The organism is Ralstonia mannitolilytica (assembly GCF_000954135.1).
Taxonomy (GTDB): Bacteria; Pseudomonadota; Gammaproteobacteria; order Burkholderiales; family Burkholderiaceae; genus Ralstonia; species Ralstonia mannitolilytica.
On the sequence record NZ_CP010799.1, the window covers coordinates 966,799 to 984,250 of the forward strand.

Genomic DNA, 17,452 nt, shown 5'->3' on the forward strand with positions numbered 1-17,452 from the left:
GCGCTGCTGTCGGCTCACCCGGCAGCTGCCGCCGTGCAGGGCAGCGCAGATCCGTACACGCAAGGCGCCGTCGCCAAGTACGACGTCTACACGCAGGGCGCTGACCGGCAGGCCGACACCTATGGCTACCTGTCGTGGAAGAACGACCGCTTCGATCCGTACACCCAGGGCGCCGCTGGTAAGGCCGATGCATACACCGACGGCGCACTGGCCAAGGCAGACCCGTACACCGATGGCGCTGCCGGCAAGTTCGACGTCTACACGCAAGGCGCCGACCGCCAGGCTGACACCTACGGCTACCTCTCGTGGAAGAACGACCGCTTCGACCCCTACACACAAGGTGCCGCAGGCAAGGCTGACCCGTACACCGACGGCGCCATCGCGAAGGCCAACCCGTACACGGACGGTGCCGACCGCCAGGCCGACACCTACGGCTACCTCTCGTGGAACGGCGATGCCTCGTATCCGAAGGACGCCGCTTCGCAAGCCTGATCGGGCCGCGCCAAAGCAAAAGGGCCTTGGGTTCTACCCCAAGGCCCTTTTTGTTTCCACGGCGCTCCGGCTGTAATCAGACCACGCCGGCCTCGTGCGCCTGCTGGTCGGCGTGGTACGAACTGCGCACCATTGCACCGACTGCGGCGTGGGTGAAGCCCATTTCGTACGCCTTCTCTTCGAACATCTTGAAGGTGTCCGGGTGCACGTAGCGCAGCACGGGCAGATGGTGGCCCGACGGCGCCAGATACTGGCCGATGGTCAGCATGTCGATGTCGTGCTCGCGCATGTCGCGCATGACTTCGAGGATTTCCTCATCGGTTTCGCCCAGACCGACCATCAGGCCCGACTTGGTCGGCACATTCGGGTTGCGGGCCTTGAAGTCCTTCAGCAGCTTGAGCGAGTGCGCGTAGTCGGCGCCCGGGCGGGCCTGCTTGTACAGGCGCGGCACGGTTTCGAGGTTGTGGTTCATCACGTCCGGCGGGCAGGTCTGGAGGATGTCCAGCGCCTTCTCCAGGCGGCCGCGGAAGTCCGGCACCAGCACCTCGATGCGCGTGCCCGGCGACAGCTCGCGCGTGCGCGAGATGCAGTCGACGTAATGCTGCGCACCGCCGTCACGCAGGTCGTCGCGGTCGACGCTGGTGATGACGACGTAGTTGAGCTTGAGCTGCGCGATGGTCCTGGCCAGGTTCTCCGGCTCGTTCACATCGAGCGGGTCCGGGCGGCCGTGGCCCACATCGCAGAACGGGCAGCGGCGCGTGCACTTGTCGCCCATGATCATGAACGTGGCGGTGCCCTTGCCGAAGCACTCGCCGATGTTCGGGCAGCTGGCCTCTTCGCACACCGTCACGAGGTTGTTGGCGCGCAGGATGTCCTTGATTTCGTAGAACCGCGAGTTGCCCGTCGCCGCGCGCACGCGAATCCACTCCGGCTTCTTCAGCTTCTCGGCCGGCACGATCTTGATGGGAATGCGCGCGGTCTTGTCGAGAGACTTCTGCTTGGCCGTCGCGTCGTACGGCTTGTTCGTCAGGGCGGGAGCGGCAGCGCTCTCGGTATGGGCGGCGGCTGCGCCGGTGGCGGAATCGGTCATCGTGTTCTCCGCACGAGCCTGGGGCGCGTGCATGTCGGTACGGCGTGCCGGCTGCTAGGCGATAGCGGCTTCGGCGGATTGCGCTTGCGCGCGTTGCTGCAGTTGCGCGACCAGGGCGTTGGCCAGTTCGCGGGAAACGGGTTGCCAGTCGTCCGCACTGAGCGCACGTCCGGATGGGTCACGGGCGCCGGCGGTCACCATGTCGACGGTCTCGAGGCCGGCATAGCCACACGGATTGATCTGCGTGAAGGGCGAGAGGTCCATCGCGAGGTTCAGGCTCACGCCGTGGTAGCTGCAGCCGTTGCGGATCTTCAACCCCAGCGCGGCGATCTTCGCCCCCCGGTGCGGCCCGTCCGACAGGTAGATGCCGGGGGCGCCAGCCTTGCGTTCGGAGGCGACATTATACGTGGCGAGCGTGTCGATGACGGCCGCCTCGATGGCGTCGACGAGCGCCTTCACGAAGAGCCCGCGGCGGCGCAGATCAAGCAGGAGATAGGCGACGACTTGGCCGGGGCCGTGATAAGTGATCTGGCCGCCACGGTCGACTTTCACCAGGGGGATGTTGCCCGGGGCCAACAGATGTGCCGGGTCGCCGGCCAGCCCGAGCGTGAACACCGGCGGGTGCTCGACCAGCCAGATGGTGTCGGGGGTGTCGGGTCCGCGCTGCGCGGTGAACGTCTGCATCGCGTCGAAGCAGGTGGCGTAGTCCTGCAAACCGCGTTCGACGATGTCAATCGGAATCATGTCGCGAAGTGTAGCGCAGGGCCGCCGACGTCGCCCGGCGCCTTTGCCGCAGTCGCTTGCAGGGTCTGGCAAAAAAAACGATGCCGGCGCGATGGGAGGCATCGGCGCCGGCATCGGGCTTTTGCGGCGCGCCGCAAAAGGAGGCTGAAACAGATTCGCGCTTCTGCGCGCCGGTCAGGCCGCCACGACGGGGGTATCGGCGTGCTCGTTCCAGCCGAGCGCGGCGAGCGTGTGGCGCCAGCCGTCGGCGAGGTGCCACGGTTTGCGCGGCATGTGGCCATCGGCGGCTTCCACGGCCAGCGCCACGGGGCCGCGGGCCTTCGGGTCCACCGAGACGACGATTTCCTCGCCGCGCTTCACGGCGACGCTGCCGCCCGCGTGCAGCCATTCATCGCCGGCCTTGTTCTCGTGTGTGATCCAGACGTCGCGTCCGTGGGCTTGCTCGACGCGCAGGTTCTGGTTGGCAGGCATGCGCAATGCCACCACTTCGCCGGGCTGCAGGGTGAATACAATTTTTGTTAGTACAGCTTTCATGATCGGCTCCTTCACGGCATCGGGATGGGCCTTGCCGTGAAAGGAAGTCTAGGCGCTTGGTTGCCTGGTAACAAACGATATATATTGCGCTTCTTGATAGTGCTGTTCACATAAGACGCCACGAAAAACCGGAGGGAAATGATGACGGAGACCCGCGAACCGATGCGCCTGCCTTCACTCGGGGCGTTAAGGGTGTTCGAGGCGGCGGCCCGCTATGAGAGCTTCTCGCGCGCGGCGACGGAGCTGTTCGTCACGCACGGTGCGGTCAGCCACCAGATGCGCACGCTGGAGGAAGAACTGGGGGTGCCGCTGTTCGAGCGGCGCGGCAAGCGCGTCACGCTCACACATGCCGGCCGCGCCTATGCCGAGCGGGTGCGCGAGGCTCTGGACCAGATTGCCCAGGCGACGCATCAGCTGCGCGCGGGCAACCGCGACAACCGACTGGCGATCAGCACCATGCCGTCGTTCGCCGCGCGGTGGCTGACACCGCACATCGGCACGTTCATCGAGAAGCATCCCGAACTCGAGGTGGAGCTGTTCTCGAGTCCGGCGCTGGTCGACTTTGCCCGCGAAGAGGTGGACGTGGCGCTGCGCATGGGCTCGGGCAACTATCCGGGGCTGTATGTCGAAAAGCTGCTCGACGACGTGTTCTTTCCGGTCTGCAGCCCGTCGTTCAACGGCGGGCGCCTGCCGCGCACGTTGGCCGAGATGGCGGGGATGACGCTGCTGCGCAGCGAGGGCGAGGCGTGGAAGCCATGGTTCGACGCGGCCGGCATGGAAGGCTTCGTGGAGCCGCGCGGCGGCTTGATGTTCCAGGATTCGTCGCTGCTGCTGCAGGCGACGGCTGCCGGCCAGGGCATTGCGCTGATCCGCCCGACGCTGGCCTTCAACGACCTGATGACCGGCCGCGTGGTGCGCCTGTTCGAGACGACGATCCCGTGCCCGTGGAATTACTACTTCGTCTGTCCGCACAGCGCGCTGCAGACACCGAAGATGCAGGCGTTTCGCGCCTGGCTGCTGCCCGAGATCGCGGCGTTCAAGCTCAAGCTCGAGCGGTTGATGGCCGACAACAGCGTTTGCCTCGGGCACGTGGCCAAGGGGTGATGCCGCCTCGGCGCGCCATGCAAAAACGCCCCGGCAGGACCGGGGCGTTTTCCTCGCGATGCGCGAGCGCGCTTCAGAGCACGATCTTGACCATCGGATGGCTCGTCAGTGCCTGGTAGAGCGCGTCGAGCTGTTCGCGGCTGGTCGCGCGCACGATGACGGTCAGGCCCAGGTAGTTGCCGCTCGAGGACGGCCGCTTTTCCAGGCGCCCCTCGTGAAACTCGGGATCATGCTGGCGGACCACCTCGATGATGGTCGCGGCAAAGTCGTCGTGCATGGGCCCCATCACCTTGATGGGGAAGTCGCTCGGGTATTCGATGAGCGATTGTTCGGGCGGGATGTGGCCCGGCGGGGTGGAGTTCGAAGAGGTCATGTCGAAGTAAATGGGGTCGATTACTTCTTTTTAAACCACAGCTTGACCGTGTCGATGGCACGGCCGATGAAGCCGGCCTCGGGCACGCCATCGAGCGCGACCACCGGGAATTCCGACACCACGGTCGAGCCGTCCATCACCTTGACCGTGCCGAGCTGCTGGCCTTGCGCGATCGGGGCGACCAGCGGGTCCTTACGCTCGAGCACCGGCTTGAGGCGGCTGCCGGCGCCCTTGGGTACGGTGATCCACTTGTCTTCCAGCACGCCCAGCTTCACGCTCTTGGCCTGGCCCTTGTACACGTCGGGCGTCTGCAGCGCTTCCTTGGCCGGGTACAGGCGCACGGTGTCGAAGAACTGATAGCCGTAGTTCAGGACCTTCAGGCTTTCCTGCGTGCGGACCGCGTCGCTCTTGGTGCCGATGATGACCGACAGCAGGCGGCGGCTCGCGCCCGGCACATCGGGCAGCGGGCGGTTGGCCGATGTGACGAGGCAGTAGCCGGCCGACTTGGTGTGGCCCGTCTTGCCGCCATCGACGGTCGGGTCCAGCCACAGCAGGCGGTTGCGGTTGGGCTGCTTGATGTTGTTATAGGTGAAATCCTTCTGCGAATAGAACTTGTAGTCCTGCGGGAAGTTCTTGATCAGCGACGCGGTCAGGATCGACAGATCGCGTGCGGTGGAATAGTGGTTCGGGTCGGGCAGGCCCGCGGCATTCATGAAGTGCGTGTTCTTCATGCCCAGGCGTTCGGCTTCGCGATTCATCAGCATCACGAAGTTGGTCTCGGTGCCGCCCACGGCTTCGGCGAGCACGAGCGCGGCGTCGTTGCCCGACTGCACGATCAACCCCTGCGTCAGGTCGCGCACCGACACGGGCTTGCCTGGCTCCAGGAACATGCGCGATTCGTCGGTCTTGACGCTGCGCACGGTCTCGGTGGGCGTGATCATCTGGTCGTACTTGAGCTTGCCGTCGCGCACGGCCTCGAACACGAGATACGCCGTCATCAGCTTGGTGAGCGAGGCGGGCTCGATGCGCTCGTCCATGTTCGCGCCGCCGAGCACCTGGCCGCTCGTCACGTCGGTCAGCATCCATGCGCGCGCGGCGACCTGCGGCGCGGGCACGGGCTGCGCGGCTGCCGGCAGCGCCGTGACGAGCACTGCCGCGGCCACGGCGGTGACAGCGGCGGAGTGGGGGGCGGAAGCGGTGAAACGGGTCTGCATGTCGGGTCCTGCGGTCTGCTTGGGTTCAATGACGCCACGCGCCGGGGGAGGCGCGGCATCCGGAAAATCGAAAAGGGAACGTTACGGCCGTGGCGCCCATGCGCCGGTAATGAGCTGCTTGATCAGATGCAGCTTGCGGTGGAAGAAGTGATCGGCGCCCGGGATGACGATGACCGGCAGCTCTTGCGGCCGCGCCCAGTTCAGCACGTCGATGAGCGGCACGGTGTCGTCCTGTTCGCCGTGGATGATGATGGTGTCGGCCGGCACCGGCGCGACATCCCAGCGGGAAGTGGCGGTGCCCACCAGCGCCAGGCGCTCGGCGGGCGTGCCGGCTTCGGCCAGGCGGCGCGCCACCTGCGAGACGACAAAGCTGCCGAATGAGAAGCCGCCCATCGCGAGCGGCAGCGTGGCCACGTCGGCCGACCATTGCGTTTGCGTGCGCATCCAGTCGAGCACGGCCAGCATGTCGTCCTGTTCGCCGATGCCGTTGTCGTGCGCGCCCTCGGTCTTGCCCACGCCGCGGAAGTTCAGCCGCACCGTCACGTAGCCGAGGCTGACAAAGGTGCGGGCGAGCGTCTGCGCGACCTTGTTGTCCTTGGTGCCGCCAAACAGCGGATGCGGATGGCCCACCAGGGCGAGGCCGCGCGGCGCACCCTCCGGTTGGTCGATGGACAGGTCGATCTGCCCGACCGGACCAGGGATCAGGCGTTCTTGGGTATGCACGTTCATGGGAATGCGGGTCGCGTCAGGCTCAGGCGGGGCGATCGACCATCAGGCGCTCGACCGGTTTGCCTTCGATCAGATGGCTCTGGATGATCTCGTCGATGTCTTCCTTGTCGACAAAGGTGTACCAGACGGCCTCGGGGTAGACCACCATGACCGGACCGAGTTCGCAGCGGTCCAGGCAGCCGGCCTTGTTGATGCGCACGCGGCCTTCGCCGTTGATGCCAAGCTCCTTGCAGCGCTTCTTGGCGTATTCCTGCATGGCCTTGGCGCCGAAGTCGGCGCAGCAGCGCGAGCCATCCTCGCGTTCGTTCAGGCAGAAGAAGACGTGGTGCTTGTAGTGGCTGCTCATGGGCGACTGCGCGGGCGGTGATGATGGCGCGCGGGCAGGGCGTGGAAGAGATCCAGGCGCCGCGCACACATGTGGATTTGCGTAACGAGCCGGCATTATACGGCCCCGGCCCGGCGTCTCAGCGCCATGTGAGCGCGCGGTGCTGCGTCGCAACACGTTATCCGGATGTCTGGACGGGGCTGTGCGCGGATTCCGGGATTGACGACGCATGAGCCGGGTGCCATCGTAGTCACACCCAGCCGGCACAAGGGTTGGCGCGGCGTCGACACGGAAATTTCACATTGGCATAGCCCTTGCAATAAGGAGCGACCTGCCACGGGAGCCGCCGGAAACATCGGCGTAGCGAGGCAGGAGAGAGACCACATCAGGGCGGGTCGGACCGGGCGAGCAACCGAGCGCACGGCCGGTCTGTGACACTCGAGGAAGACATGAAAAAACCGTTCTACAAAATCCTGTACGTACAGGTGCTGGCGGCCATCGTCATCGGCGTTCTGCTCGGCCATTACTCGCCCGCGCTCGCCGTGAAGATGAAGCCGCTGGGCGATGGCTTCATCCAGCTCATCAAGATGGTGATCGGGCCGATCATCTTCTGTACGGTCGTCTCCGGCATTGCCGGCATGCGCGACATGAAGAAGGTGGGCCGCGTGGGCGGCAAGGCGCTGATCTACTTTGAGATCGTCTCGACCTTTGCGCTGGTGATCGGTCTGGCCGCGGGCCACATCTTCAACCCGGGCGCGGGCTTCAACGTCGATGTCAACACCATCGATGCCAAGGCCGTGGCGCAGTACGCCGCCAAGGCGCAATCGGCGAGCACGGTGGACTTCCTGCTCAACATCATCCCGAGCACGGTAGTGGATGCGTTTGCCAAGGGCGACATCCTGCAGATCCTGCTGATCGCGCTGCTGTTCGGCGGTGCGCTGTCCGCCATGGGCGAGCGCGCGCAGATCGTGACCGACTTCATCGACCAGATCGCGCACGTGTTCTTCCGCATCGTGCACGTCATCACCCGCGTGGCCCCGATCGGCGCGTTCGGCGCGATGGCGTTCACCATCGGCAAGTACGGCGTGGTGTCGCTGGTGCCGCTGCTCAAGCTGATCGGCACGTTCTACCTGACGGCCGTCATCTTCGTGGTGGTGGTGCTGGGCATCATCGCGCGGCTCACGGGTTTCAGCATCTTCCGCTTCGTTGCGTACATCAAGGAAGAGCTGCTGATCGTGCTGGGTACGAGCTCGTCGGAATCCGCGCTGCCGCACCTGATGGAAAAGATGGAGAAGCTGGGCTGCTCGAAGTCGGTGGTGGGCCTGGTGGTGCCGACCGGCTATTCGTTCAACCTGGATGGCACGAACATCTACATGACGATGGCGGTGATCTTCATCTCGCAGGCGCTGAACATCGAGCTGACCTGGACGCAGCAACTGACCATCTTGGCGGTGGCGATGCTGACCTCCAAGGGCGCTTCGGGCATCACCGGTGCAGGCTTCATCACGCTGGCCGCCACGCTGGCGGTGGTGCCGACGATTCCGGTGGCGGGCATGGTGCTGATCCTCGGTATCGACCGCTTCATGAGCGAGTGCCGCGCGCTGACCAACATCACCGGCAACGGTGTGGCCTGCGTGGTGATCTCGGCCTGGGAGCGCGAACTCGATCGCGCCAAGCTGGCCCGTGTGCTGTCGGGCGACCGCAGCGACGAAGGCGTGCCGGCCACGCCGGCGGCCTGATCGCTCGCCACGGGGAGTGCCTGCGGGCGCCCCCGACTGAAAGCGTATGATTGCGGGGCCTGTCCTTCCAGACGGCCCCGCTTCCATTTGGAGCGCCTCGTGACACGCACGACGGCCGGCGCGGCAGCGGAAGACATGGCGACAGTGTCCGCCCAGCTCCCGCCGATGTCCGATCCCGATTTCTCGTTCACCAGCGCCCCCGGCTCCCGACGCGGGTTCTGGTGGCTGGTAGCGCTCGCGCTCGTGGTGGTGATGGCGCTGGTGTGCGCGACCACCTTTGTGGTGACGTGGAACCGCGGCCTGGCACAAGCGCAGCAGGCCGCCGGCGGCCGGGTCGACCGCTACGCTGCCAACCTCAAGAGCACGCTCGACCGCTACGAATACCTGCCGGCGCTGGTGGCGCTGCATCCGTTCATCCACGATCTGCTGGCTGACCCGACGCCGGCCAACGTCGACCGCGCGAACCGCTATCTGCGCGAAGTCAACGACCGCGCGCACGCGACCGCCACGTACGTGATCGACCCCAGCGGCAAGGCGCTGGCCGCATCGAACTACAACCAGCCCGACAGCTTCGTGGGCGCCGAATATCTGTTCCGGCCGTATTTCCAGCAGGCGGTGGCGGGCCATGTCGGCCGGTTTTACGGCATTGGCATCACCCGCGAGGAGCCGGGGTATTACATCTCGCAGCCGGTCATGCAGGACGGCCGCGTGATCGGCGTGACCGTGGTCAAGCTCAACCTCGAATGGTTCGGGCGCGCGAGCCACGATGCCTCCGAACCGGTGATGGTGGCTGACGAGAACGGCGTGATCTTCCTGTCGTCCGTGCCGGCGTGGCAGTACCACACCGTCGAGCCGCTCACGCCCACGCTGCAGGCGCAGCTGAAGGCCACGCGCCAGTATTTCCGCAAAGAGATCAAGCCACTGCCGCTGCAACCCGAGGCGCCGGGTTTCCTGAGGCTGACCGGGCAGTTGCCCGAAGGTGCCGAGCTCATCCGCATCGGCGAGCGCGCGAATGCGACGCGCTATCTGCAGGTCTCGCGCGACCTTGTCGAGCCCGACTGGACGCTGATGTACCTCACGCCCGTGGACCCGGTGATGAGCGCCGCGCGCAGCGCCACCGTGGCCGCCGCCTTCGCCTTCGCGTTTGCGTGCCTGCTGCTGTTCTACTGGCGCCAGCGCCGCCTGCGCATGATGGAAATGCTGCGCAGCCGCCGCCTGCTGGAAGCCGCCTACGACCAGCTCGAGCGTCGCGTCGAAGACCGCACGGCCGATCTGATGGCCACCAACGAGCAGCTGCAGCACGAGATCGTGGACCGCACGCGCGCCGAGGCCGAACTGCGCGCCACGCAGGATGAGCTCGTGCAGGCCAGCAAGCTCGCGGCCCTCGGCCAGATGGCCGCCGGCATCACGCACGAGCTGAACCAGCCGCTGGCGGCGCTGCGCACGTTCTCCGACAACACGCGCATCCTGCTCGAGCGTGGGCAGCACGCCGCCGCGACCGACAACCTGCAGGCCATTGCCGACCTGACCGAGCGCATGGGCAAGATCACCGCGCAGCTCAAGCTGTTCGCGGGCCGCACGCGCCGCAAGGTGGTGGATGTGCAGGTGCGCGTGGCGCTCGATCACACCCTGGCGCTGCTGCGTCCGCGCCTGAGCGACGTCGCGGTGGAGCTGCATTGGCGCATCCCCGAAGCGCAAGCGGTGGTGCGCGCCGATGAACTGAAGCTCGAGCAAGTGCTCATCAACCTCGTCGGCAACGCGCTCGACGCGATCGGCGCCAACGAACCGGCCTGCCCGGGCCGCATCGACATCGACGTCGGGCCTGCCGAGGGCGCGCCGTCACAGCTGAGTATTGCGGTGCGCGACAACGGCCCGGGCATTCCGCCTGACGCCATGCCGCACCTGTTCGAGCCGTTCTTCACCACCAAGGAGATCGGCCAGGGGCTGGGCCTGGGCCTGGCCATCTCGACGAGCATCGCGCGCGACTTTGGCGGTTCGTTGTCGGCCACGAATGTGCCCGGCGGGGGCGCGCAATTTACGCTGACACTGGTACGCGCCGAGATCGCCTGCGCGGCATCCACCTGATTTTTTCTTGCGAACACGACCCATGTCCGAAGGCTTGACCGTTCTGTTCATCGAAGACGACCCGCCTGTGCGCCAGGCCACCGCGCAGAGCCTGGAGCTGGCCGGCTTCAACGTGCAGGCGTTTGGCAGCGCCGAAGAGGCCGTGGGCAAGATCGACGCGAACTTCCCCGGCGTGGTCGTGAGCGACCTGCGCCTGCCGGGCGCCAGCGGCCTCGATGTGCTTGCGCACTGCCAGTCGTTTGGGACGGGGATCCCCGTGGTGCTCGTCACCGGCCACGGCGACATCACCATGGCCGTGCAGGCCATGCGAGACGGCGCCTTCGACTTCATTGAAAAGCCGTTCCCCGCCGAGCGCCTGACCGAGACCGTGCGCCGCGCCGTCGAGCGCCGTGCGCTGGAGCTGGAAAACCGCGCGCTGCGCCGCGAACTGGCGGGCCCCGCAGCGGGCACGCGCATCATCGGGCGCTCGCCTGCCATGGGCGCGGTGCGCGCGCTGATCGAAAACGTGGCGGCGACCGACGCGCCGGTGCTCATCAACGGCGAAACCGGCACGGGCAAGGAGCTCGTCGCCCGCAGCCTGCACATGCTGTCGCCGCGCCATGACAAGCCCTTCATCGCGCTGAACTGCGGTGCCGTGCCGGAGCAGATTTTCGAAAGCGAGATGTTCGGCCACGAAGCCGGCGCCTTCACCGGCGCGGGCAAGCGGCGCATCGGCAAGCTCGAGCACGCCTCGGGCGGCACGCTGTTCCTCGATGAAATCGAGAGCATGCCGATCGCGCTGCAAGTCAAGCTGCTGCGGGTGTTGCAGGAAGGCGCGCTGGAACGCCTGGGGTCGAACACGTCGGTGCGCATCGACGTACGCATCGTGGCAGCCGCCAAGGGCGACATGGAAGCGCTGATCGAAGCGGGCGGCTTCCGGCGCGACCTGTACTACCGCCTGAACGTGGTGGCCATCGACCTGCCGCCGCTGCGCGAGCGCCGCGAAGACATCATCCCGCTGTTCGAGCACTTCCTTCTCGAAGCCGCGGTGCGCTACCAGCGTCCGCTGCCGATGCTGGCCGAACGCCAGCGCCATGAGCTCATGCAATCGAACTGGCCCGGCAACGTGCGCGAACTGCGCAATGCGGCGGACCGGCTCGTGCTCGGCGTCGGCCGCACACCCGTGGTGACCGATGCATCGGAAGACGGCATGCCGCTCAAGGAGCGCGTCGAGCGCTACGAGCGCACGGTGATTGCCGAGACGCTGGCGCGCACCGGCGGGTCGGTGCACCAGGCGGCGGATATCCTGCAGGTCGGCCGCGCGACGCTGTACGACAAGATCAAGCGCTACGGCCTCTGAACGGCGTCGCAGAAAAGAAAACGCCCGGCATGCACCGGGCGTTTTTGCTGTGCGCTGACGGCTCAGGCCTGCTTGGCCAGCGTCTGCTTGAGCAGCGCATCGAACGACGACCATTCCGGCTCGCCGACGTAGCGCTTGAGGATGCGCCCGTCGCGGTCGACGAGGAAGGTGGTCGGCGTGAGCTGCACGTCGCCAAAGGCCTTGGCCGCAGAGCCGTCGGCGTCCATCGCGACCTTGAACGGCAACTGGCGCGTCTGGCTGAAGTTCATCACGTACATCGGCGCGTCGTAGCTCATTGCGACGGCCACGTATTCCAGGCCCTCGCCCTTGTACTTGTTGTACGCCTGGACCATGTTGGGCATTTCCTTGACGCACGTGGCGCAGCTGGTCGCCCAGAAATTGACCAGGTAGACCTTGCCCTTGAGGTCTTGCGTGGACAGCTTCTGCCCATCGAGCAGCGTGAACGTGGCGGCAGGGACCTGCTGCGACGGCGAGAATGCACGCCAGCCGAACCAGCCGGCGACGGCCAGCGCGAGCAAGGCAACGGGCAGCAGCCAGCGACGGCCACCGGAAGCGGCGGGCGCGGCATGGGCGGAGGAGGTCAGGGGCGAGGCCATGTTGGCAACGGCTCCGGAATCAGTCACAGACGGCTATTGTAGGCCCGGCGCGCGTGCGCCGCATGCCGGCTGCGACAATCCGTGCATTGCGGTTCCTGCGTCACTTTTCTGCAGCGAGCGCTGCCTCATACAGGGCGAGGTCGGCGGCCGAAAAGCAGCAGAACGTGATCGCATCGAGGCCGGCGCCATGCTCCCGCGCGGTGCGCACGGCAATCGGCGCGGCCAATTCGGGGGGAAATCCGTACACGCCCGTGCTGATGCACGGAAATGCCAGGGTGCGCACCTCATGACGGCGGGCGAGTTCGAGGCTGTTGCGATAGCACGCCGCCAGCAGTTCGGCTTCCTGCCGGCTGCCACCGTGCCAGACCGGCCCGACGGTATGAATGACGTATCGCGCGGGCAGGCGAAAGCCTGGCGTGATCTTGGCTTCACCGGTACGGCAGCCGTGCAGCGCGCGGCACGCTTCGAGCAGTTCGGGCCCGGCTGCGCGATGAATGGCCCCGTCGACACCACCGCCGCCCAGCAATGTGTTGTTGGCGGCATTCACGATGGCATCGCAGTCCAGGGTCGTGATGTCGGCGCGGACGGCAATGAGGCGGGGACTGGGCATGGCAGGCATCCGGAAGCGGGCGGGCGTCTCTGTCCGATAATAGTCCGCTCCAAGAGACGCAGAACGACGAAGGAGGCGATGTGACCATCACGGCAAAGGCGGTGAGGATGGGTTTGGGTACCGCGCTGTGTGCGCTGCTGATGGCCTGCTCGCCCAAGTACGACTGGCGCACCGTGCATTCCAGCGAGGGCGCCTACGCGGTGGACTACCCCGCCAGGCCCACGACCGACGCCCGCCCCGTTGCCGTCAACGGCCAACGGCTGCCGATGACGATGCAGGCCGCCAGCATCGAGGGCACGCTGTTCGCCATTGGCGTGGTCGAATTGCCAGCGGACGACCCGGTCTGGCGCCAGCACGCCGTGGAGGCGCTGCGCAGTGGGCTCGCAGCCAACCTGAAGGGCCGCGTGGAGGTGCGCGACATCGCCGTGAAGACAGCCGCGCAACCTCCGCTGTCATTGCCGGCGGTCGAGTTGATCGCGCAGGGCGCCGGCGGTGATGACCCCGCCCCGCGCCGTCTGACTGCGCGCGTGGTCGCCACCGGCAAGCGCGCGTACCAGGCCGTGGTGCTCGAATCGGGCGACGCCGCGCGCGATGCGCGCCAACAGGAACAGGTCGACCAGTTCCTGGCGAGCTTCCACCCGTATTAGCGGGCCCAAGCGAGCTGCCGCACGCCGGTGCACAATCGTCGTTCTCGTCCATACCAACATCACGGGGAACCACCATGACGTTGCAAGTCTGGCTGGCCTTTTTGCTGGCCTCCTGGGTGATTGCCATTTCACCAGGCTCGGGCGCGATCCTGAGCATGACCCACGGCTTGACGCATGGCGTGCGCCGGACGTCGGTCACCATTGCCGGGCTCGAGGTCGGCCTCGTGGTGATCCTGTTCATTGCCGGAGCCGGGCTCGGCGCGCTGCTGGTGGCGTCGGAGCATGCCTTTACGGCCATCAAGATCATCGGCGCGCTGTACCTGATTTACCTGGGCATCGTGCAATGGCGCACGCCCATCCAGATCGGCAAGCCGGCGGACGGCGAAGCGGTGCGGCGGGCGGGCAGCGGGATGCGGCGCTTCCTGGCGGGGCTGCTGACCAATCTGACGAACCCGAAGGGCATCCTTTTCATGGTGGCGGTGCTGCCGCAGTTCATCGATCCGGCCCGGCCGCTGTTGGCGCAGCTCGGCATCCTGGCGGTGACGATGGTGTTCGTCGACCTGATCGTCATGCACGGTTATGCGCTGCTTGCCTCGCGTGCGCAGCGCCTGTTCCGCAACCCGCGTGCGCTGCGTTGGCAGAGCCGCTTCTTTGGCGGCATGTTGATGAGCATCGGTGCGGCGCTGTTCTTCGTGAAGCGGCAGACGGCCTGACGCGCACCATGACAGCCGGATCGCCTTAGTCTGCCTTCACCCCGCGGCGATACTGGATCGCCTCGCCCACGTGGCCTGCGTCGATCTGCTCGTCGCCTGTGAGATCGGCGATGGTGCGGGCGAGCTTCAGCACCCGGGCGTACGCGCGGGCAGACCACGAAAAGCGTGTCATCGCATGCCGCAGCAGGCCGTCTGCTGCATCGGTGCGAGCGCAGTAGAGGTCGATCTCATGGCCGGCCAGTAGCGCATTGCGTTTGCCCTGCCGCGCAAGCTGCCGGGCATGGGCGGCCGACACGCGCTGGGCCACACTCGCGGTCGGCTCGCCGGGCGGGCCATCGAGCAGTTCTTCCTGCGATGGCGTCGGCACCTCGATCTGCACGTCGATGCGATCGAGCAGCGGCCCGGAAATGCGTGCCTGGTACCGCTCGACCTGATCGGGCGTGCAGCGGCACGCGCGCAACGGATGCCCGCGGTAGCCGCACGGGCACGGGTTCATCGCGGCAATCAGCTGGAAGCTGGCAGGGAAGTCGGTCTGATGCGCCGCGCGCGAGATCGTGATGTGGCCGGTCTCCAGCGGCTCGCGCAGGACTTCGAGCACGCGGCGCTCGAACTCGGGCAGCTCGTCGAGGAACAACACGCCCTGGTGGGCCAGCGAGATCTCGCCCGGCCTCGGCGTGTTGCCGCCGCCGACCATCGCCACCGCCGAGGCGGTGTGATGCGGCGCGCGGAATGGCCGGACCTTCCAGCGTTTGGCGTCGAAGCCGCGCGTGGTCAGGCTCATCACGGCGGCGGCGGAGAGCGCTTCATCGTCGCTCATGTCCGGCAGCAGGCCGGGAAAGCGCTGCGCGAGCATCGACTTGCCCGTGCCCGGCGGGCCGATCATCAGCATCGAATGGCCGCCCGCTGCAGCGACCTCCAGCGCACGGCGGGCCTGCGGCTGGCCGCGTACGTCGGCGAGGTCTGGGTAGCGCACATCGACATCCACAGCGGCCGGCACGGCTGGCACCAGCTTGCGGTCCGGCGCGCTCAGGTGGTCGCACACCTCGATGAGCGTGCGCGCAGGCAGCACCTTGGTGCCGCGCACGAGTGCGGCTTCAGCAGCGTTTTCGGCAGGCAGCACGAAGGCGCGGGCAAGCGGCGCCTCGCCGTCAGCCGCGGCGGGGTGGCGTGACAGCGCATACGCCATCGCCAAGGCGCCTCGGATCGGCCGCAGGTCGCCAGACAGCGACAGCTCGCCCGCAAACTCGTGCGCATCGAGGTGCGTGTGCGGAATCTGCCGGCTCGCGGCTAGGATGCCCAGCGCGATTGCCAGGTCGAAGCGGCCGGATTCCTTGGGGAGGTCCGCCGGCGCGAGGTTGACGGTGATGCGACGCGCCGGAAACTCGAAGCGACTGTTCTGGATGGCTGCGCGCACCCGATCCTTGCTTTCCTTCACCTCCGTGTCGGGCAGGCCGACGATGGTGAACGACGGCAACCCGTTGGCCAGGTGCACCTCCACCGAAACGGCCGGTGCATCAATGCCCGACAGCGCGCGCGAGCGCAGAACGGCGAGGCTCATCGCGCCGCCCTCCGGCAGAGATCACGGGCGTGGTGCGGGACAGAACATCGAAACATGGCGTGACGGTGTGCGACGTAAGACGAGCCCGTCACTGTGCCAGCCGGCCCGTGCCGCCGTATCGCAATGCATCCAAATTTGACGATCGGGGCGCATAAAAAAACCGGAGCCTCGGCTCCGGTTCGGTTTGTTGGCAGATCGGAATCAGGGGAACGCTGGCATAGCCGTGTCCTCCCCGCTGAAGTGGCCCTCGGGATGCGTCTTCTGCAGCAGCGCGCGCACTTCGGGCACGCGCGAGCGCGGCACATCAACCATCAGCAGGATCTGCCCATCCTCCACCGCTTGCCTGAACGGCTTGAGCCGGCTGTTGGGCACGGAGCTGCCGATCATGCTGGAAGCCCAAGCGCCGAACAGCGCGCCAACCACCGTGGTGATGCCCACCATGCCCCACTGCGGCCCCTCGCCGATGATCGGGAAGAGCGCGGCCACCACGCCCGCCAGCACGCCCGCACCACCGCCCACCACCAGCCCATTCTGGGTGGCGTGGACAATGTCGGAGGTCTGAAGCAGGTTGGCCTCATGCAGGCCGGTGAGGTCGGCGCCTTCGCGGGCGACAAAATGGATGTGGCGCTCGGTGATGCGCGCCAGCAGCAGGTCGTTCATCACGCGCCGGGCGCTGGCCACGTCCGGCAATAGAAAATAAAGGCGATGCTGCATGATCTTTCTCCTCAAGCGTCAGCCTTAGAGGAGTTCTAGATCAGTTCGCCAGCCGCAACAAGGCGGTTTTCGCTGTGCGCCGCAGCAGGGTGAGCCTGCCGGCACAGCGGCGCGCCGCAGGCGCGCTTGGCGCACCACCGGCCGGGCCCCAGCGGTTCACTGGTCGGCAGGCGCGGTCGACTTGAGTTGCGCTTCGAGCGCCGCCACGCGGGTTTCCAGTTCTTCGAGGCGGGCACGTGTGCGTGCCAGCACCTGTGACTGGATGTCGAACTCTTCGCGCGTGACCAGATCGAGCTTGGAAAAGCCCTGCGTCATCATCGCGCGCACGTTCTTTTCGATGTCGGCGGCCGGCGAATTGCGCAGCGCCTCGTTCACGCGGTTCTGAAAGTCGGTAAAGAGGTCGGTGGGTTTCATGTTGGATGCTCCGTGGATCGTGCTGGCTGCGCCAAGCCGGTGCATGCACCGCGACTGTGCGGAAGACATGCTGTGCCGTGGTGCGAAAGCCCGGGTCTGGCGCCTGGTTTTGGGGTCGCCGGCCTGGATGGTACCGGGTGTGCGCCCTGAACGGCACACCGCCCAGCAAATCTCGCTGCGATGCGGCATCGGCGTGGCCGGCCAAACGGGGACAGAGCCAGTCCCTGCCGCCCGGAACCGCGCTTGCGGGCGCGTCGCACAGGACTGAAATCACTCTATCACATGGCTTTTATCGCGCCATGTCCGCAAGCGGCCTGATGGGCTGAACCCGCCTGGGAGGCGCATCGGCGGGGAGCGCTCCCCCCGTCGGCGGACCCGTCCCCGATTTCCCTGCGCCCGCATGTCGCCATT

Annotated in this window: 19 protein-coding genes; 7 read left to right on the forward strand and 12 right to left on the reverse strand. The window is 66.6% G+C overall.

What is annotated here, in order from left to right:
- Positions 1 to 207: 207 nt before the first annotated feature.
- Positions 208 to 492: a hypothetical protein gene (locus tag TK49_RS25265; protein WP_373995177.1), complete on the forward strand. Its 285-nt coding sequence runs from the start codon at positions 208 to 210 to the stop codon at positions 490 to 492.
- Between the two features lie 76 nt (positions 493 to 568).
- On the opposite strand, the gene lipA is transcribed toward TK49_RS25265, so the two are convergent.
- From lipA to TK49_RS04655, 3 genes are all read right to left on the reverse strand, one after another.
- Positions 569 to 1,582, reverse strand: coding sequence for a lipoyl synthase (gene lipA, locus TK49_RS04645; protein WP_045785658.1), 1,014 nt, complete (start codon positions 1,580 to 1,582; stop codon positions 569 to 571).
- A 54-nt stretch (positions 1,583 to 1,636) separates the two neighbouring features.
- Positions 1,637 to 2,326 (reverse strand): lipoyl(octanoyl) transferase LipB, encoded by a 690-nt coding sequence (gene lipB, locus TK49_RS04650; protein WP_045785659.1) that lies wholly within the window; start codon positions 2,324 to 2,326, stop codon positions 1,637 to 1,639.
- 174 nt (positions 2,327 to 2,500) lie between these two features.
- A complete protein-coding gene (locus tag TK49_RS04655) occupies positions 2,501 to 2,860 on the reverse strand; it encodes a DUF2917 domain-containing protein (RefSeq protein ID WP_045785660.1) in 360 nt (119 codons plus the stop codon).
- A gap of 141 nt (positions 2,861 to 3,001) precedes the next feature.
- Here TK49_RS04655 and TK49_RS04660 point away from each other — a divergent pair, with 141 nt between their 5' ends.
- Entirely contained in the window at positions 3,002 to 3,964 is a 963-nt protein-coding gene (locus TK49_RS04660; protein WP_045787747.1) for a transcriptional regulator GcvA, read from the forward strand.
- Between the two features lie 73 nt (positions 3,965 to 4,037).
- On the opposite strand, the gene TK49_RS04665 is transcribed toward TK49_RS04660, so the two are convergent.
- The 4 genes from TK49_RS04665 to TK49_RS04680 all read right to left on the reverse strand — a co-directional run bounded on the left by TK49_RS04665 (position 4,038) and on the right by TK49_RS04680 (position 6,626).
- On the reverse strand, positions 4,038 to 4,337 hold the full coding sequence (locus TK49_RS04665; RefSeq protein ID WP_045785661.1) for a YbeD family protein: 300 nt from the start codon (positions 4,335 to 4,337) through the stop codon (positions 4,038 to 4,040).
- Between the two features lie 20 nt (positions 4,338 to 4,357).
- Entirely contained in the window at positions 4,358 to 5,551 is a 1,194-nt protein-coding gene (locus tag TK49_RS04670; RefSeq protein ID WP_045785662.1) for a D-alanyl-D-alanine carboxypeptidase family protein, read from the reverse strand.
- Positions 5,552 to 5,632: 81 nt separating this feature from the next.
- On the reverse strand, positions 5,633 to 6,280 hold the full coding sequence (locus TK49_RS04675; protein ID WP_045785663.1) for an alpha/beta hydrolase: 648 nt from the start codon (positions 6,278 to 6,280) through the stop codon (positions 5,633 to 5,635).
- A 22-nt stretch (positions 6,281 to 6,302) separates the two neighbouring features.
- On the reverse strand, positions 6,303 to 6,626 hold the full coding sequence (locus tag TK49_RS04680) for a (2Fe-2S) ferredoxin domain-containing protein (protein ID WP_045785664.1): 324 nt from the start codon (positions 6,624 to 6,626) through the stop codon (positions 6,303 to 6,305).
- Positions 6,627 to 7,054: 428 nt separating this feature from the next.
- Here TK49_RS04680 and TK49_RS04685 point away from each other — a divergent pair, with 428 nt between their 5' ends.
- From TK49_RS04685 to TK49_RS04695, 3 genes are all read left to right on the forward strand, one after another.
- The gene (locus TK49_RS04685; RefSeq protein WP_045785665.1) at positions 7,055 to 8,344 is read left to right on the forward strand and encodes a dicarboxylate/amino acid:cation symporter; all 1,290 of its coding nucleotides are present in this window, start codon (positions 7,055 to 7,057) and stop codon (positions 8,342 to 8,344) included.
- 135 nt (positions 8,345 to 8,479) lie between these two features.
- On the forward strand, positions 8,480 to 10,429 hold the full coding sequence (locus tag TK49_RS04690) for a sensor histidine kinase (RefSeq protein WP_045787748.1): 1,950 nt from the start codon (positions 8,480 to 8,482) through the stop codon (positions 10,427 to 10,429).
- A gap of 22 nt (positions 10,430 to 10,451) precedes the next feature.
- Entirely contained in the window at positions 10,452 to 11,768 is a 1,317-nt protein-coding gene (locus tag TK49_RS04695; protein WP_045785666.1) for a sigma-54-dependent transcriptional regulator, read from the forward strand.
- Between the two features lie 62 nt (positions 11,769 to 11,830).
- On the opposite strand, the gene TK49_RS04700 is transcribed toward TK49_RS04695, so the two are convergent.
- Positions 11,831 to 12,385 (reverse strand): TlpA disulfide reductase family protein, encoded by a 555-nt coding sequence (locus tag TK49_RS04700; RefSeq protein WP_045785667.1) that lies wholly within the window; start codon positions 12,383 to 12,385, stop codon positions 11,831 to 11,833.
- A gap of 100 nt (positions 12,386 to 12,485) precedes the next feature.
- Positions 12,486 to 12,995 (reverse strand): O-acetyl-ADP-ribose deacetylase, encoded by a 510-nt coding sequence (locus tag TK49_RS04705; RefSeq protein ID WP_394372265.1) that lies wholly within the window; start codon positions 12,993 to 12,995, stop codon positions 12,486 to 12,488.
- Between the two features lie 107 nt (positions 12,996 to 13,102).
- On the opposite strand from TK49_RS04705, the gene TK49_RS04710 reads away from it, so the two are divergent.
- Together TK49_RS04710 and TK49_RS04715 are read left to right on the forward strand one after the other, a co-directional pair.
- The gene (locus TK49_RS04710) at positions 13,103 to 13,642 is read left to right on the forward strand and encodes a hypothetical protein (RefSeq protein WP_045785669.1); all 540 of its coding nucleotides are present in this window, start codon (positions 13,103 to 13,105) and stop codon (positions 13,640 to 13,642) included.
- 74 nt (positions 13,643 to 13,716) lie between these two features.
- A complete protein-coding gene (locus TK49_RS04715) occupies positions 13,717 to 14,355 on the forward strand; it encodes a LysE family transporter (RefSeq protein ID WP_045785670.1) in 639 nt (212 codons plus the stop codon).
- Positions 14,356 to 14,380: 25 nt separating this feature from the next.
- On the opposite strand, the gene TK49_RS04720 is transcribed toward TK49_RS04715, so the two are convergent.
- The 3 genes from TK49_RS04720 to TK49_RS04730 all read right to left on the reverse strand — a co-directional run bounded on the left by TK49_RS04720 (position 14,381) and on the right by TK49_RS04730 (position 17,041).
- Positions 14,381 to 15,913 carry a YifB family Mg chelatase-like AAA ATPase gene (locus TK49_RS04720; RefSeq protein WP_045785671.1) on the reverse strand — a complete coding sequence of 511 codons (1,533 nt, stop codon included), beginning with the start codon at positions 15,911 to 15,913 and terminating at the stop codon, positions 14,381 to 14,383.
- 201 nt (positions 15,914 to 16,114) lie between these two features.
- Positions 16,115 to 16,627, reverse strand: a complete 513-nt coding sequence (locus TK49_RS04725; RefSeq protein ID WP_045785672.1) for a hypothetical protein — start codon at positions 16,625 to 16,627, stop codon at positions 16,115 to 16,117.
- A 156-nt stretch (positions 16,628 to 16,783) separates the two neighbouring features.
- Positions 16,784 to 17,041: an accessory factor UbiK family protein gene (locus TK49_RS04730; protein ID WP_045785673.1), complete on the reverse strand. Its 258-nt coding sequence runs from the start codon at positions 17,039 to 17,041 to the stop codon at positions 16,784 to 16,786.
- Positions 17,042 to 17,452: the final 411 nt, after the last annotated feature.